Genomic DNA, 16,526 nt, shown 5'->3' with positions numbered 1-16,526 from the left:
TTACTATGGAAACGGATGTGGATGTGGATTTAATCTTTCATTCGTTAAAGGTTCGTCTGTATATCCAAGTGTCATCGGTACGGTATATACCCGGTCCAGTCCTGTAACTCGAGTAAGATGGTGACCAAACGTCATCGGTAGCATGCCTGGAATAATAACTTTTACACAATGTAATCCATTCTTTTCTATGAGGGGAACGGTTTGATCTACAACGATTATTTCAAGATTAGATTGATGCAAACGATTTAAAAGTTGGTGGAGATCGGATGTTAAATCCATATCAAATGATTGTGATACATTCATTTCTTGGAACGTTTGCACCGGTGCATCTTCCCGTAAAAGGAAGTGAAGACGTTCTTCTGTTTCTTTCAATCCATACAGCATACTATGGTCTTCCATTTTATTAACGAAATAAGGATCTTGTAAGCATTTTTCGTAGTATTCTCTTTTGTGCTCGAGCTCATCGTCTGTTATAAGTAACATGCCTGCTATTTCTTGAATGGCGCTTTTTAAGGCTCGAATAGGATCTAAATGAGCGCCTCCTGCACAAACAACGTTCATTCCATTTTCACGCGTATTTTTTGCAATTACCCATAAGCTAGGAATGCCGTGTTCCATCGTCGCGTTAAAAGCGTGTAATTCATATCCGGTAATCGTACGTAACCGCTGAATCATTAATTGTAATTCTGTATCATTTGCTGAACTAAGATCAAGGCGGGGAAGAGGTAATTCGGCATACCAAGTGAGTAAGAAGGCATCACGCTCTACTATTTCTAAAATGCCGTGAAAAATCGCTTCTTCTAAACTACCGCCAATTGCACATCCATTTGATGTTTCATACACGAAAGCATCTCGATGACCAAGGCTATAATAAGCAATTGATTCAGGAACTAAAAGCGGTCTGTTTTGTGATAAAGAATATCCCCATACCCAGTTTTGCTCATAATCAGGATCAAACGGCTTGAATGGAAAGTTATCACGATTGTAATGTTCATTTGTATGGACACCGAGTGTGAGGGGATTTAGTGCATGTTCCTCTAAATCATGAAAACTACCATGCACATTTGTCTTTTTCCCTCGAGGCGACATACCGCAATATCGTTCTAAACCTTCTAAAATAGCAGTTGCTTCACTCACTGCAAATGAATGAGTTCGTCCCGCAACACCTTCATTTCCGAACATTAATGGCATGTTTATAATGACGTCAGCGAATGGTAATACAGAATGCTGCATTTTTCCGTTCAACATACCGACCCGATAATCTAAATAGTCTCTCGTTAAAAATGTGTTTAGCTCATGAATGGAACGGCAGCGATACGTTTCGGTGCTTACTTTTAAACTCGGTTGTAAAGAAACTTCCGCCGCATCCGCAGTATCATCAGGTAAATTACTACATACAGGACAGAGAGGATCTGGAAGAAAAGAATGCCGCGTACATTGTAATGTTTGTAAGTTTAGTAAAATAAGTTCATTTTCTAAAGAAGAATGGTTATGAGTTAATATTTTTCCTGTTTCTGCGCAAATAAGATGGCACATTTGCAACATTCCATTTTGGGTGGCACGTACGTCACGTCTCGTTACATTATCTGCTTTAAAGGCATATTTCCGCTGTAGTTCCCACATTTCTTTTTGATCAAAGCCAGCGATAAAACGGCGTCCATCAGAACAATGGGAACATCCAGGCGTAAGAGGATGAATGTAAGGACCGATAATACCTTCGCCAAATGAAGTGAAACCACGAAGCCATGGAATATGATTTGAGCGAAAAATAAGTTCGGCATCATGATGAATAGTAGAAGGAGATCCGTCATGTAATACGAGAGCGAGATGAATATTTTCAGGAAGTTCTTCTGTAAGGGTCTGCTGACGAATGATGGAATATTGTTTGCATAATTGATCATGTACATAGTCTGCAAGAAGGCCATCTCCTATAAGCAATATATTTTGAATCATAAACCGTCCTCCTTTGCAATTAATACCCCATACACACCGTCTAGGTTTTCTTTCAAAAATGGTTCGATTGCTAAATCGAACACGAAGGGATAAAAATTATGTTCTTCTAAATGCTGTAAGGCAAGCTGTAAAGATTGCACACTTGGAATTTCTTCTTCCGCTTGTATTTCCACTCTAAAAGAATCTGTGTCATATAAAATAATAGAGGATTCAGGCAAGATATTAGCTCTGTAAGGAATTTCTTCATTTTGAACGTGAAAGAGTGATAGTTGTAGTGCGTTTCGTAACGCTAACGTCATATTAATATTAGATGCACCGTACCATCTATCATTTATACCAACCCAAACGACTGGAAAACTGAGAATCTCTTCACTCATTGCGATTTTAGGTGTTTCATGGATTGTAGAGAGAGCATCGTAATAAAATCTACAATGTTTATCTTGAATATCAATTAAATCAACAGTTGTAAGTTCCTCTAGAATATGTGACTGCCGCTCATACAGTTTATTGTTTAAATGTTGTTGTAGTGCCCGGTAAAATCCTTCTGTCATCGTTTCTCCAGCACCGATACCGATATTGTTATGTTCAGGAATAAGGCGGTGAATGATTTCTGCTACATATGTTTCAATTCCTGTTAAACCAGCTTCTCGGCGTGCTTCATTATGAGTCAATCCACTACGAGTCATAAGAGGCAGAAGGGGAGCTGGGCCATCTGATAGTGGAGTAGCTACTTGAATATAGCATTGTGATAATGGTAATTGATATGAATCTTGTTCATCCCATACATGGAATATACCGGCTTCTTTAGAAGTTAATGAATCGAAAAAGCGGAATACATCAGTTGAAGTATGTTGGCCATACCGATGCTCAAGTTTTTCAGAAATATTTTCTATCGTATCAATTGTAAAACTTTCATCAGTTGCAAGAGGGTGTTTTATAAAAGGATGCCACGTTCCTTCAAGTGTTTCATAGTTTAATAAAAAGAATTGTGATTCTTTTTCACGATATGAATCATCCGCGGCATGTTTAAACAATTCAAAAACAATTACATTTGCTAACATGGCAGATGTAATTGGTGAGAAGGAATCCGATGAATTTTCATTTTGTAAAGTCGTTTCATGTAGCCGATGCCATGCGGATTCCCAGCATTCATCACGATTTTCTGTTACGACAGGTCCAGCTATACCGAGTGTTGATAAACAAATAGCTGGTATGAAATTCTTTTTCGTTTCTCTACAAATAGTGTGAACTGTTTTTAAACCGTCAATGTCTCCGTTTTGAGAAACATATAAAATCCAATCAAAAGGTTCGAATACTTCACGCAAGGGACGGTCAATTGTAGTATCGATTTCTTGAAGGAGTACACTGTTATCAACTTCATATGCACGTTCTATTAGCTCATGTATTCTGTCATAGTTTGTTTCATTCCGATCTGTAACGAGGTAATGAAATGTAGGTAAACCAGATTCTAATAAAGAAGAAACTAAGGAAGTGAGCATATCCCCAGAACCAAGTACAAGGACATTTGCTCCGCGGTATGTTTCAAACTTTAAAGCACCTGAATGAGAATCAGCTTCTAAAAATTCAATTTGTGAAGCATATCTGTCGAGTAATGTACTGTTTAATTCATGAGGTGCATCTTGATTTGCATCGCGAACGAAACCATTTTCATATAAAATCTCTCCAATTTCAAATACACGGTTTTGATAGGGGAGAGGGAGGCCATCGGTTATTTCGGCTAAAGAATAATTCCCGTTAAACATTGGCATTAATTTTTCAATCCAATCATAAATTCCATCACCGTCCATACGAAATGAACTGGCGTTATTTCGAAAATAGACACCCCCGTTTGAATCGGGGAGGAAGAAAGTATCCTTATTTACTTTAAGTTTTGCATGAATTGGAAGGTTATTCATTTTAATCCTCCTTACGTTTAGGCATACATTATTACCTTATGTCATGAAATTTGTCCCGTATGAACACAATAAAAAAAGGCTGTAGAATGATTCATTCTACAGCCTTTAATAGATTTTTAATCTATCAACCTTCTAATAATAATGACTTTGGATCTTCAAGCATATCTTTAACAGCAACAAGGAAGCTAACTGCTTCTTTACCATCAACAATACGGTGATCGTAAGATAAAGCAATGTACATCATTGGGCGGTTTTCCATACGCTCGTTATCAATTGCAACTGGGCGTACTTGGATTTTATGCATTCCTAAAATACCAACTTGTGGGCTATTTAGGATCGGTGTTGACATTAGAGAACCGAACACACCACCGTTTGTAATTGTAAATGTACCACCTTGTAGTTCTTTTAATGAAAGTTTGTTGTCACGTGCTTTTTTACCTAATTCACGAATTTCACTTTCAATTTCAGCGAAATTTAATTGGTTGGCATCGCGTACAACTGGAACAACTAATCCATCTGGAGCTGCTACTGCAATACCGATATCATAGAATTTTTTAATGATAAGCTCGTCACCTTGAATTTCAGCATTTAATAATGGGAATTGTTTTAATGCTGCAACAACTGCTTTTGTGAAGAATGACATGAAGCCAAGACGTACATCATGTTTTTTCTCGAAAGCATCTTTGCGTTCTTTACGTAATTCCATGATCGCACTCATATCAACTTCGTTAAATGTTGTTAACATTGCAGATGTTTGTTGAACTTCTACAAGACGTTTTGCAATTGTTTGACGGCGGCGGGACATTTTCACGCGCTCAACTGGTTTTTCGAATTCCGTTTTTGCAACTGGAGCAGGAGCTGGACTCTTTGGAGCAGCTGGTGCTTCTTTTGGTGCTGCAGCATGAGCTTGTACATCATGTGGTCTCACGCGTCCAAGTGGGTCTGTGCTACGTACGTCGTTTAAGTCGATTCCTAATTCACGAGCCATTTTTCTAGCAGCTGGTGATGCGATAGGACGGTTTGTATTTGGTAACCCTTGTAGTGTTGCAGTTTGCTCAGCATTTGGTGCCGCAGCTTTCGGTGCTTCAGTCGTTTCTTGTTTTGGTTGCTCAGCCACTGGTGCAGGTGTACTTACTGCAACTGGTGCTCCATTAGCATCTAAAATTGCGATAGTTGCACCAACTTCAACTGTATCCCCAGGTTCGCCTAGTAACTTCGATACAATACCTGAATCTTCTGCAATGATTTCTACATTGACTTTATCAGTTTCAAGCTCAACAACGCTGCCACCTTTCTCAACTTTGTCGCCTACGTTGATAAGCCATTGTGAAATAGTTCCTTCAGTAATAGATTCTGCAAGCTCAGGTACTTTAATTTCGATCATTTTAAATGTCCTCCCCTTATTTGCCTAACGGTGTGTTTTTTCTTCTTTTGTCTTCGGTAATCTCCATTTGTTAGCCTGGCCTTGGGCAGAATATCTGCCCAAGGAACAAGCTAGAAAGCTTCATTGTTACTTTTTAGTTGCTGTAAACTTCAATTTCTTGTTTATCTTGACGGAAGTTATACTTCACATCTAAAGCATGTGCAACAATTAGTTCTTGCTCAGCTTTGTGAGCGAATGGATCGCCGCCAGATGGACTAGAGCGATCAGGACGTCCAATGTAGCCTGTTTTCACTTTATCTCCAGCAAGTTCGAACAGAATTGGAGCCATGTAATGCCATGCGCCCATATTACGAGGTTCTTCTTGAACCCAAATGATTTCTTCTAAGTTTTTAAAGCGTTTAATAATAGATTGAACTTTCTCAGCAGGGAATGGGTACAATTGCTCAATACGAACGACATGAACTTCGTCTAAGTTGTACTCATGTTTACCAGACTCGATTTCTGCTGCTAAGTCAATCGCCATTTTACCTGTGCTTAAAACAAGACGTTTTACTTTATTTGGTTTCATGCCAAGGTTTTCTTGTTCTAAAGCAGGTTGGAAACGTCCTTCGCTTAACTGACTAGCAGTTGAAAGCGTAAGTGGGTGACGTAATAAACTCTTCGGCGTCATCAATACTAATGGTCGAACAGCTTCTGTTCCTAAGATAGATGCTTGACGACGCAGGATATGGAAGTATTGAGCCGCGCTCGTTAAGTTTGCAACTGTCCAGTTATTCTCAGCAGCTAACTGTAAGAAACGCTCTGGACGTGCACTAGAGTGCTCTGGTCCTTGACCTTCATAACCGTGTGGTAATAGAAGAACTAAGCCAGATTTTTGACCCCATTTTGCTCTTCCAGCTGAAACATATTGATCAAATAATGCTTGCGCAGTATTTGAGAAGTCACCATATTGCGCTTCCCACATAACAAGAGTTTCTGGAGCGAATACGTTATAACCATATTCGTAACCAACAACAGCAGCCTCTGATAACGGACTGTTATGAACAGAGAATGAAGCATTAATGTTTGGTAAGCGATGTAATGGTGAATATGTTTCATTTGTATCAGTATCGTGTAATACGATATGACGGTGTGCGAATGTACCACGCTGTGAATCTTGACCAGTTAAACGAATTGGCGTACCTTCTTGTAAAATAGAAGCGAATGCTAATGATTCAGCAAGTGCCCATTCAATTTTGCCGTTCTCTTCAAGAGCATCTTTACGGCGCTCAAGAATTTTCTTCACTTTCGGATATACGTTAAAGCCTTCTGGCCAAGATAGTAGACCTTCATTAATTGCACGAAGTGAGTCAATCTCAACGCCAGTATCAATTGACTGAATACCTTTTGCAACAACATCTGGTACTTTAACGTGAATTGTTGCATCACTCGTATCAGCTGGTGGTACTTGTGCATAGTCGGATTTTAATTGCTCTTGTATAAACTGTGTAATTGTTTCAACCTCATCTGCATTTAGAACACCAGCAGCTTGTAATTGATCTGCATAAATTGCTCTTACAGTTGGATGGTTTTTAATTTTTTTGTACACTTGTGGTTGCGTAACTGCCGGGTCATCCATTTCGTTATGACCGTAGCGGCGGTAACCAATTAAATCGATTAAGAAGTCTTTTTTGAACAACATGCGATATTGAATCGCAAGGTTAGCAGCTGCAAGACAAGCTTCCGGATCATCAGCATTCACGTGAACAATCGGAATATCGAAACCTTTTGCAAGGTCACTTGAATATTTCGTAGAACGAGAATCATAGCTATCAGTCGTAAAACCAACTGCATTGTTTGCGATAACATGAATCGTTCCGCCTGTTTGATACGCGTTCAATCTGCTTAAGTTGAGTGTCTCAGATACAATACCTTGACCAGGGAATGCAGCATCACCATGAACTAAAATTACGAATGATTTTGAAGTATCTTGATCTGGAAGACCAGATTTTTTACGATTCTCTTGAGCCGCACGTGCGAAACCTTCTACTACAGGATTCACGAACTCAAGATGACTCGGGTTATTTGCTAATGTAACGCGAGTACTAACTTCTTCGTTACTAACGACTTGTTCTCTACCTAAATGGTATTTCACGTCGCCAGTCCAGCCTGAATTAGCCACTGCGCCTTCTATTTTTGCATGTTTGAACTCAGCAAACATGTGGCTATATGGTTTTTCTAATACGTGAGCAAGTACGCTTAGGCGACCGCGGTGAGCCATACCAATCATGACATCCTCTACGCCGTTCTTAGCACCTTCTAGAACAATTTCATCTAAAACAGGTACAAGCATATCAACGCCCTCGATAGAGAAACGTTTTTGCCCAACGAATGTTTTATGCAAGAATTGCTCGAAACCTTGAACAGCTGTTAAACGTTTTAAAAGAGCAGTTCGTTTTTTATTTGATAGTGGTTGACGCAATGAATTTGATTCCACCATTTGATGCAACCACGCGCGTTCTTCACTATCTTGTATATGAGAAAATTCATAAGCTAAAGATTTTGTATAAACGTCTTTTAATCTATGAATTACATCAAGTGCAGTGTGAATACCTTCTGGTGCATCTTGCCATACCGTTTTCGCTGGAATCGCTTTCAAGTCAGCATCGCTCAGTTCGTTCATTGCTTTCTCAAGAAGAGATTGTCCATTTGCAGCATCTTCCATCGGGTTGATGTGAGCCAACGTGTGCCCGAAAGAACGAATCTGCTCAACAAGTTGAACGACTTTAAGAATTTTTTCAATGTTACCTGTGTTTTGAGGAGAAAAATGTGTTGCTGTGTTGTCCCCTGTTACGACATCATCTTGAAACGAAGGAGCTCCAAAAATTTCAAAAAGCTCTTGTAATTCCGGATCAACAGAACCTGCTCCAGTTACGTAAAGATCATACTGCTCAATAACATAACCAAGGTTCGGACCGTGGAACTTGGCCCAAGGGTTTGTCGTTGTATTCTTCCTCGTCATTTGTTTAAACCTCCCAATGCATATAATCCTTTTCCATACAAAGGTGCATTTTGCTCTTTTTCAATAAGTAATGAATCAATAATCAATGTAAATGTTTTTCTTTACTCTTATGTTATTACAATAATTTACATAATACCAAACACTATTACTTATCTGTTTTGTAAAAAAACATTCACAATAACTTATCACCCAAGTTAATCTTTCATGTTATAAAGTAATTTTACAGAAAAATGGGGTGGATATATTTGGTATGCCTATACTAATAGCTATAATTGTTGCATTTAAATATAGGTATAATAGTTAGAATGTTTCGATAAAAACAGTTTGAATTATGTATATTGAAATAATAAGCGCTTTCATAGATATTATACAACAATATAACGGAATATAGTATAAAAAATAAAAAATTATGAATTTATCGTAAACTTTATTTAGATAGTGTTAAATATTAAAAGGAAAGTGAAGGATTTCTACAAAAAAAGTTGCTAAACATAAAAAATGCTCCATAAACAGTTAGTTTCTATAAATATGACGAAAAACACCGTAAAACAAATAACGCATTTCGTGAAATAAAGAAATAAATGAAATATTTTAAAAGGATAAAACAAATATGGAGATATTAAATTTTAAAAAAAGAAGTGAGGAGATATAGTAACAGTTATTTACAGTGTTCCGTGTTTCGCTTCAAAATAGACGTGCTGAAATTTAAAAAAGTTTCTTCTATATAAATAGCGTGAATAATAATCAAAATATATGTAAAGGGAACTTGACGTAAAGTTTCCTTTACGTATATACTCGGTATATGGAAGGAGGGAGAAATTTCCTTGGAAAATAAAATGGTCGAATACCGAAAAAAATTTGGACTATCTCAAGAAAAGTTGGCTGAGAAACTTGGAGTTTCCAGACAAACCATTATCTCAATTGAAAAAGGGAAATACGATCCATCACTTCCGCTAGCATTTGAAATAGCGAAAACATTTCAGACAACAATAGAACATGTATTTATTTATGAAGGAAAAGAAGAGGGGGAATAGGGATGAATTATTCACAAAAGTACTTTGTAATTATGGGGATTATTTTTCTATTTATGAGTGGATTTATGATATTAACAGGTATAATGACGCATTCTGCACCGCCAGCCATAACGTATCCATTGCTGGGGATGATGATTATGTGTTTCTGTCTAAGCTACTTGCATCCGCAATTTAAAGAAAAAGACGAGCGAATGAAACTGATTCGTTATAAAGGAATGTTTGTAACCTTTTTTGCATTAACGGCATATTATCTTCTTTTCTCTATCGGCTTAAACTTAAAAATACTTACACTATCAGCTACTGAATTATTGAATATACTTATGGCACTTACAATGAGTACCGTCTTTATCTCATTTGTTGTTTTAGCAAAAAGATTTTAAGATGGAGGAGAGAAAGGAAGATTAACATATGCAAATGATGTATGCTTTTGGCATTGGGCTTGTATTATTTTTAGCCGTATTCTTATTTATTCGTAAAGACGTTCAAGGTGGGACATTAACGAAGCGAGGATTTTATAAATTAATCGGCTGTTTAGTTGTTATGCTTATAGCAATTATTGTAATGATCGTATTAATTAATCAGTCACTATAGAATGTAAAAACGGAACCTTACTTTGGTAAGGTTTTTCTTTATTGTTAAACCTAAAAATTACCACTAAATCCATTTACTATAAATAACTTGTATTATATAATCCAATGAAATGATAGATAAGGAGTGTAGTATATGAATAAAAAAACTATCTTCTATTTATTAACTTGTATACTACTTGTAGCTAGTACTACTTATATAATATGTAACAAAAGAGAACAAGTGCCACCTATATTAGTATGGAACGAACAAGAATACTATGTTACGAATGAACCTGCCAAAGTAGAAGAAGTTGGGCAAAAACTTGGCGAAGTAACAAAGAAAATTAAAACAAGTAAAAAACCTACTAAAAATAGAGAATCTAATACATTACAAGAGAAAACAGAAGTATTCACAATGATTGAGGAAGAAAAAAGTGATTACCCGCCTTTAATCATAAAGGAAGCTTATAGTGATGAATATAGGGTAGTGAGGCCGATGTTGAAGCAAGTATTATGATGAAAAGGGGATTCATATGCAGACAGTAACTTTGTATCCGTGGTCGTTAAGAAAAATATTTGTCTTTTTCCTCCTATCGGTGCCGCTTACATTTTGATGAATAGAGGAGCAATGCAAAAGAGAGATTTCATTTTATATTTATTATTTACTGCTATTAATATATCGCTTTGGTTATTGCTTATGATTTTTGATTGGAGTATGTGGATGGTGGCGGGTAGTAGGGAACAGAAAATGTGGTTCATTTGTGCTACGGATACGGATTAATAGATAAAGAGTCTTGTAGGAATGCTGCAAGGCCCTTTATCTTTTGGGAATTAATAGAAAACGAATCATATAAATGATATACTAAAAAATGTTTGTAATGTCAGTTTCATACTATTATATAATGCTGACTTACTAGAAAAGATAAGAGGAGAATGAGCGTGCAAAAGATAAAGAGATTATTGCTATTAATGATGGTAGTAGGATTAACAGCAGTTGTTTTAGCAGGGTGTGCAAATCCGAAAGATACTACAGAAGAATTTTTAACAGCGATACAAAAAGGTGATGTAGAAAAGGCTCGTACATTTGTTGAGAGTGACAAGGAATTTAATAAACTAAATGAAAAAACAGATGATGCTGAGGCAAAAGCAATGCTAAGTGCAATTACAAAAACCTTTAAATTTGAAAAGCTAGAAGAAGTATCGAAAAAGGATGACAAAGCAGAAGTGAAAGTGAAAATTACATCTGCTGATCTATCCGTTGCTGTAACAAAAGCAGTGGGAGAAGTTATGCCAATGGCGTTCGCTAGTGCCTTTAGTGAAGACAAAGAACAATCTGAAAAAGCAATCGAAAAAACAATGACATCAACTATCGTCAAAAACTTAGCAGATAAAGATGCAGCAATGGCAACTCGCGAAGTTACATTGAACTTAAAGAAAGACAAAGATGGCGACTATAAAATCGTTGCTGACGATAACTTGAAAGAAGTATTGTTTGCAAATGCGAAGTCTTTGGAGAAGATGTTTGGTGGGAAGTAATTGAATTAGATAAAAAAGAGACGCCATATCACGTAGAAGGTTGATATGGTGTCTCTTTTTTATGAACCTGGAGAGGTTTGAACTCAAGAAATTAATTCTATAAATTTTATATTATGATTTTTTGGTTTATGACATACAGCTAGTTGTAACAGAGGAGGTACTGTATTCTATGTTTTCTTATGCGGATCCTGTAACGTAGAAAGGTAAAGTTTCTGGACCAGATTTTAATTAGTGTTCCTTCAGCTTTAATGAGGAGGTGTACGAAGATGTTGTGACTATACCTGCTGGGTATTATTAATTGTGAAGTCAAATAAGAAAACAATTTATTAGAGGAAGATTAGTTAGTTTAAGTATCAGATTTAGGTGTTTAACAGGGGGTACTAATTAATTTCAGTTCTTTCATGAAAAATTATAGAAAAAGTATGGATAAACAAATTCTTGTTTTAAGTGAATTTTGTGAATGTGGGGGCTGCTTTAAATAAAGATGGTCAAACACTATGTAAATAATTAGGAATGTTAAAATATGCAAAATTGCATATTAAATATTTTAAATCTTATGCTAACCTTATAATGCGAAATATAACATTTGTTGGTAATTATTCATTTTTGAAAGATAAAAAATGAATAATTACAGTGAATTGTATACCACTGTCCTATAGTATAAACGATAATAACGAAAGCTATTTGAAGTCCTTTGAAGGAAATAAGTTATTTAAAAAATTCCATATAGAAAATTTGTTAAAATTTCAGATGTAACAAATGTCATTTTATTTTTAATGTCTGATAAAAGCGATGCCATTAGAGGGCAAAATATTGTGGTTGACTATGGATATACAATTGTATAAATAAATCATCTTGGGAATTAAGGGTGTGGATAATGAGTTTACTAATTAAAGATTTAACAAAGAAATTTGACGAGCATGTTGCAGTGAATAATTTGAATATCGAGATACCAAAAGGTGAAATATTTGGATTCTTGGGCGGGAATGGAGCAGGTAAAACGACTACATTTCGAATGATACTTGGACTTTTATCGAAATCAAGTGGGACCATTTCATGGAATGGTAAACCTATAAATTATGGTGTTACAGATAAAATTGGGTATTTACCAGAAGAACGTGGTCTTTATGCGAAAATGACTGTCAAAGAACAAATTAACTTTTTTGCAAAACTAAAGAACATGAAAAGTAAAGATGCAGAAAAAGAACTTCACTATTGGCTGGAGCGTTTTAATATTACTGAGCATCTGAACAAAAAGGTAGGAGAACTTTCTAAAGGCAATCAGCAAAAAATCCAGCTGATAACAGCGATTATACATAAGCCTGAACTCTTAATTTTAGATGAACCATTTAGTGGTTTAGACCCAGTAAATGTTGAAATGTTAAAAGACGCTGTTCTTGATATGCAAAAACAAGGGTCGTCAATTCTTTTTAGTTCACATCGTATGGAACATGTGGAAGAGTTATGCCAACACATTTGTATTATGCACAAAGGTGTACCTGTTGTTCAGGGTGACATTACCAAAATTAAAAGTGATTTTGGTAAAAAGAACGTTGTAATCATTGGCGATCATAACTTTGACCATTTGAAAGAAATAAAAGGTGTAGAAAGTATGAAGAAACGTAAAAATGCAGTTACTCTTAAAATTTCATATGAAGAAGTTTCACATGTTTTATTTAAAGAGATAACAAAATTAGGGTATGTTAAAAAGTTTGCAGTAGAAGAGCCTACATTAAATGATATCTTTATTGCGAAAGTAGGTGCACAAAATGAATAGTTTCTGGACAATTTTTTTACAAAACTATAAATCTAAAGTGAAATCAAAATCATATTTTGCTATTACAATAATAGTTTCTATGTTAATTATAGGATTGATGAATTTTGACAAGATTTATAACTTGTTTGCAGGTAACGAGGACGATCAAGTTGTTGTTGTTACAGAAAAAGAAGAATTATATTCAACCATTCATCAAGTGTTTAAAAATGTCGATAGTAAGATACAAGTTAAACGTAGCACGGATAAGCAAAAAGCAGAATCAGGTGTTAAAAATGGTGATTATACATATGCAATCGTTGTAGAGGAATTGAATAATAAACAATTAAAGGCTACGTATATAACTGAGACGGATGTAAATCAGCAAGATGTTAGCAAGGTTCAAACGATTTTATCTCAAATACAATCTTCTAATTTCGCCCAGCAATTGAATCTATCTCAAGATGAATTAAAGGTGTTAACAACGCCAGTAGAAATTCATACCAAAACGGTTTCAGATAAGGTTAAAGATGGAGAACATACTGAGGGTGTAGGGATTTTAATTAATGTCTTTATCATGCTAAATTATCTAATGATATTAATGTATGCTGCACAATTAGCAACAGATGTTGCAACAGAGAAATCTTCTCGTGTTATGGAGTTAGTTGTTTCGAGTATTTCGCCTACCAAACATTTATATGCGAAGCTATTCTCAACATTATTGGCTGGTATTACGCAAATCATAATTTGGGGCTTGGTCGCAACTGTTGGATATAAAACAGCAATTAATGATTCGAAAAATGATATTTTAAATAGTATTGATTTAAATTCTGTTGCTCCAACTCTAGTGTTTTATGGGATTCTATTCTTCACATTAGGATTCTTATTATATGGCTCATTATCTTGTCTATTTGGCTCTATCATTACGCGTATAGAGGAATCTTCTCAAGCTGTTATGCCGCTGATGTTTATGTTACTTGCTGCTTTGTATATAGCAATTTATGGAATGTCAAACCCAAGCAGCATGGTTGTTACCATTACTAGTTATGTACCTTTCTTCACTCCTATTGTTATGCTTGTACGAATTGGATTCCTCAATATCCCAGTATGGGAGATTGCGCTTGCATTAGCAATTCTAATTGCAACAATATGTATGATGATTGGTTTAACGAGTCGTGTTTACCGCGGTGGCGTATTAATATATGGTAAAGGTGCATTTAGTAATATCAAAAAGGCAATCAAATTAGGGCAAAAATAGGATTCGTCTATTCATTTCTAAACTTAAATTTACAAAGATCTGCATAGTTAAACTGTGTAGATCTTTTTTGTTGAGAAATTTATATAAATAAATATAAAAATTGCTGTATTAGGCTATTTTTCAAAGAGAATTTTAAAAAGCTCCCAAAAGAGAGTAAAGAATCGAGTTCTAGCGAACAACGTAGAGCGATAATTAATATAATTTATGTCTTTCTCCAAAATGGAGAAAAGAAGTAGGGAAAAATTTAGTTTTAATAATAATCATTTATTTGCTACATAAAGAAAACCCCTTGACTATCAAGGGGTTTTTCATATGACCCCGGAGAGGCTCGAACTCACGACCTCCACCCTGTCAAGGTGGCGCTCTCCCTGCTGAGCTACGGGATCCCAACTATAAATGTTACCATCAGCAATGTATTTTCATTTCATTCGTGTAATCGGAGAATTTGTACAATTTGTTGAGTATTGTAACATTTGATGTATTCCTATAATAGCAACAAACTTTAATGGTGTAAAGATGTAATTTTATGAATATTCATATTCTAATTTTTGTATAAAAAAATAAGCCCCGAAGAGCTTATTTTAATAATAATATCAACGCAATTATCAATGATATTTTCAAAAATACAATCATAAATAATGGAGCTTGTTCATAAGCTATCGTCCTGTAACTGTCATTCCTGCTGTGTAAATTGTATCAATAGAACCGTCAGCGCCTTTTATTTCGACTTTATAACGATATGTTCCATCTTCATAAATATCATCGCCATATCCTGTGAAAGTTGCAATTTCATCATTGCTTCCAGCTGGGACCCATTGATTTTGCCAACGGAAGTTGGTTTCAAATTCTCCCCATCTATCGCCATATTTCTTTTCAAGGCTGACATTGTAATGAATTTCTTCAGCTCGGTCATTTGTAATTCTTGCAATTACGCTGTTACCAAAAGTAACTTGTGTAGAGTGTACCTGAACTGTAACACCGTTCACCGTTTCACCAGGACCACAAATGTAATGACAACCATCCCATTCGTCAGCATGTGCTTTTGGTGTTTCAATGTTCATAACCGTTAAACCGCCTAAAGCTAATGCGCCAGTTAATAATACTTTACCAAATGTTTTCACTTGAAATTCCCCCTAAGTATATTCTCAATTCGTTCGATAGATATCACATTAATCTAATGGAACGTTTTTTCCTTAAGTGTATTCGCTATGAATCTTTCATCTTGTAGTAATCTAATCACTACATAAAATTTCATAGTTTTGATTCCATATATGTATCATGATTTACATAGAACAAATCTGTTAATACGCTTTGGTTATTTACTTATTCCACCACTTCTTATTACCTTTTATTGGTAAAACGTTGGTTTTATTATATAACATTATTATCTATTTACAAGAGAAAATAATACTGTATGCAAAAATGCATAATAAAAAACACTGCTTGTATTCTAGATTACAGATTAAATGGAGTGTGGGGTTTCAATTAATATTTGAGTGGAACTTAATGCTAATTTTTTATGCTTAACAGTATGCATATATCATCGTTTATTAAAGTCATAATTGATAAACCTTGTTCAGGGGACGCTCTTCCTGCTGAGCTACAGAATCTTCAAAAGGGAAAGTATAAGCGATTATGCTAGTAATGTATGAAGGAATAATGATGAGAAGCGAATTTAGTAGAAAGTAGTCTTTGGATGTAGTGGTTATATTATTTACGATACCAATCCAAAGGACCTTCAGCACTCAAATCAACAAGAAAAGGGAGTAAGAAATGTAAAGGTAAGCTTATAAGTTCTGGCATAGCGTTCACCGTTTTCTTTGATAGATATTGTCTCATAAAACAATACGGACAATCCTTTTCAAATGTCACGAGTATTGCCCATACATCTTTTATTGTCCACTTCGTTTTACAATACGTACAACGCGTCATGAGGTTCCTCCTCATTTTAAGTTTTCTTCTAGTATACTCCATTCCATTGTAAGAAAGTCATTTGTATTTAGTGTGGTAAAATGTAAGTTGTTTTATTTTTATGTGAATCTATTCAGTCATTTATGAACAATTACATATCATTTGATATTTTTGCAGAATGATAGATTTTCAGTTTCAATATACCAATTGG

Annotated in this window: 14 protein-coding genes, 1 tRNA gene and 1 pseudogene; 9 read left to right on the top strand and 7 right to left on the bottom strand. The window is 35.4% G+C overall.

Annotated elements, in window-relative coordinates; genetic code table 11:
• Nucleotides 1-3: 3 nt before the first annotated feature.
• From ACTFR8_RS07880 to odhA, 4 genes are all read right to left on the bottom strand, one after another.
• The gene (locus ACTFR8_RS07880) at nucleotides 4-1,953 is read right to left on the bottom strand and encodes a TOMM precursor leader peptide-binding protein (protein ID WP_053513408.1); all 1,950 of its coding nucleotides are present in this window, start codon (nucleotides 1,951-1,953) and stop codon (nucleotides 4-6) included.
• Entirely contained in the window at nucleotides 1,950-3,869 is a 1,920-nt protein-coding gene (locus ACTFR8_RS07875; protein ID WP_252209897.1) for a putative thiazole-containing bacteriocin maturation protein, read from the bottom strand. Before ACTFR8_RS07875 ends, ACTFR8_RS07880 begins: the two co-directional genes overlap by 4 nt.
• A gap of 124 nt (nucleotides 3,870-3,993) precedes the next feature.
• Nucleotides 3,994-5,253: a 2-oxoglutarate dehydrogenase complex dihydrolipoyllysine-residue succinyltransferase gene (gene odhB, locus ACTFR8_RS07870; RefSeq protein WP_000569926.1), complete on the bottom strand. Its 1,260-nt coding sequence runs from the start codon at nucleotides 5,251-5,253 to the stop codon at nucleotides 3,994-3,996.
• 133 nt (nucleotides 5,254-5,386) lie between these two features.
• Complete coding sequence (gene odhA, locus ACTFR8_RS07865) at nucleotides 5,387-8,254, bottom strand: 2-oxoglutarate dehydrogenase E1 component (protein ID WP_252209899.1); 2,868 nt, start codon at nucleotides 8,252-8,254, stop codon at nucleotides 5,387-5,389.
• A gap of 824 nt (nucleotides 8,255-9,078) precedes the next feature.
• Here odhA and ACTFR8_RS07860 point away from each other — a divergent pair.
• The 9 genes and pseudogenes from ACTFR8_RS07860 (at nucleotide 9,079) to ACTFR8_RS07820 (ending at nucleotide 14,404) form a co-directional block, all read left to right on the top strand.
• Nucleotides 9,079-9,288 carry a helix-turn-helix transcriptional regulator gene (locus tag ACTFR8_RS07860; protein WP_000428506.1) on the top strand — a complete coding sequence of 70 codons (210 nt, stop codon included), beginning with the start codon at nucleotides 9,079-9,081 and terminating at the stop codon, nucleotides 9,286-9,288.
• 2 nt (nucleotides 9,289-9,290) lie between these two features.
• Entirely contained in the window at nucleotides 9,291-9,668 is a 378-nt protein-coding gene (locus ACTFR8_RS07855) for a permease (protein WP_100619446.1), read from the top strand.
• 28 nt (nucleotides 9,669-9,696) lie between these two features.
• The gene (locus tag ACTFR8_RS07850; protein WP_001178294.1) at nucleotides 9,697-9,879 is read left to right on the top strand and encodes a DUF3976 domain-containing protein; all 183 of its coding nucleotides are present in this window, start codon (nucleotides 9,697-9,699) and stop codon (nucleotides 9,877-9,879) included.
• 132 nt (nucleotides 9,880-10,011) lie between these two features.
• Entirely contained in the window at nucleotides 10,012-10,374 is a 363-nt protein-coding gene (locus ACTFR8_RS07845; RefSeq protein WP_044584234.1) for a hypothetical protein, read from the top strand.
• A 16-nt stretch (nucleotides 10,375-10,390) separates the two neighbouring features.
• Nucleotides 10,391-10,638, top strand: a pseudogene (locus ACTFR8_RS07840) (hypothetical protein).
• 158 nt (nucleotides 10,639-10,796) lie between these two features.
• Nucleotides 10,797-11,393: a DUF4878 domain-containing protein gene (locus ACTFR8_RS07835; protein ID WP_001169504.1), complete on the top strand. Its 597-nt coding sequence runs from the start codon at nucleotides 10,797-10,799 to the stop codon at nucleotides 11,391-11,393.
• A 719-nt stretch (nucleotides 11,394-12,112) separates the two neighbouring features.
• Nucleotides 12,113-12,238 (top strand): SDR family oxidoreductase, encoded by a 126-nt coding sequence (locus ACTFR8_RS07830; protein ID WP_369333003.1) that lies wholly within the window; start codon nucleotides 12,113-12,115, stop codon nucleotides 12,236-12,238.
• 32 nt (nucleotides 12,239-12,270) lie between these two features.
• Nucleotides 12,271-13,170 carry an ABC transporter ATP-binding protein gene (locus ACTFR8_RS07825; RefSeq protein ID WP_100619447.1) on the top strand — a complete coding sequence of 300 codons (900 nt, stop codon included), beginning with the start codon at nucleotides 12,271-12,273 and terminating at the stop codon, nucleotides 13,168-13,170.
• On the top strand, nucleotides 13,163-14,404 hold the full coding sequence (locus ACTFR8_RS07820) for an ABC transporter permease (protein WP_001084160.1): 1,242 nt from the start codon (nucleotides 13,163-13,165) through the stop codon (nucleotides 14,402-14,404). Before ACTFR8_RS07825 ends, ACTFR8_RS07820 begins: the two co-directional genes overlap by 8 nt.
• A gap of 313 nt (nucleotides 14,405-14,717) precedes the next feature.
• Here ACTFR8_RS07820 and ACTFR8_RS07815 read toward each other — a convergent pair.
• The 3 genes from ACTFR8_RS07815 to ACTFR8_RS07805 all read right to left on the bottom strand — a co-directional run bounded on the left by ACTFR8_RS07815 (nucleotide 14,718) and on the right by ACTFR8_RS07805 (nucleotide 16,336).
• Nucleotides 14,718-14,790: transfer RNA gene (locus tag ACTFR8_RS07815), tRNA-Val, on the bottom strand.
• 270 nt (nucleotides 14,791-15,060) lie between these two features.
• On the bottom strand, nucleotides 15,061-15,525 hold the full coding sequence (locus ACTFR8_RS07810; RefSeq protein WP_000846655.1) for a hypothetical protein: 465 nt from the start codon (nucleotides 15,523-15,525) through the stop codon (nucleotides 15,061-15,063).
• 589 nt (nucleotides 15,526-16,114) lie between these two features.
• Nucleotides 16,115-16,336: a hypothetical protein gene (locus ACTFR8_RS07805; protein ID WP_000196288.1), complete on the bottom strand. Its 222-nt coding sequence runs from the start codon at nucleotides 16,334-16,336 to the stop codon at nucleotides 16,115-16,117.
• Nucleotides 16,337-16,526 lie beyond the last annotated feature (190 nt).

Source organism: Bacillus cereus group sp. MYBK15-3 (genome assembly GCF_051916765.1).
Classification (GTDB): Bacteria; Bacillota; Bacilli; order Bacillales; family Bacillaceae_G; genus Bacillus_A; species Bacillus_A cereus.
Note: the sequence above shows the minus strand (reverse complement) of the source record. Positions and strands in the feature narration are given on the sequence as shown.

Bases quoted from the DNA above. Each gene is read 5' to 3' on its own strand.
- ACTFR8_RS07880 (WP_053513408.1), bottom strand. From the start codon at position 1,953: ATGATTCAAAATATATTGCTTATAGGAGATGGCCTTCTTGCAGACTAT.
- odhB (WP_000569926.1), bottom strand. From the start codon at position 5,253: ATGATCGAAATTAAAGTACCTGAGCTTGCAGAATCTATTACTGAAGGA.
- ACTFR8_RS07850 (WP_001178294.1), top strand. From the start codon at position 9,697: ATGCAAATGATGTATGCTTTTGGCATTGGGCTTGTATTATTTTTAGCC.
- ACTFR8_RS07805 (WP_000196288.1), bottom strand. From the start codon at position 16,336: ATGACGCGTTGTACGTATTGTAAAACGAAGTGGACAATAAAAGATGTA.
- ACTFR8_RS07845 (WP_044584234.1), top strand. From the start codon at position 10,012: ATGAATAAAAAAACTATCTTCTATTTATTAACTTGTATACTACTTGTA.
- odhA (WP_252209899.1), bottom strand. From the start codon at position 8,254: ATGACGAGGAAGAATACAACGACAAACCCTTGGGCCAAGTTCCACGGT.
- ACTFR8_RS07875 (WP_252209897.1), bottom strand. From the start codon at position 3,869: ATGAATAACCTTCCAATTCATGCAAAACTTAAAGTAAATAAGGATACT.
- ACTFR8_RS07820 (WP_001084160.1), top strand. From the start codon at position 13,163: ATGAATAGTTTCTGGACAATTTTTTTACAAAACTATAAATCTAAAGTG.
- ACTFR8_RS07825 (WP_100619447.1), top strand. From the start codon at position 12,271: ATGAGTTTACTAATTAAAGATTTAACAAAGAAATTTGACGAGCATGTT.
- ACTFR8_RS07855 (WP_100619446.1), top strand. From the start codon at position 9,291: ATGAATTATTCACAAAAGTACTTTGTAATTATGGGGATTATTTTTCTA.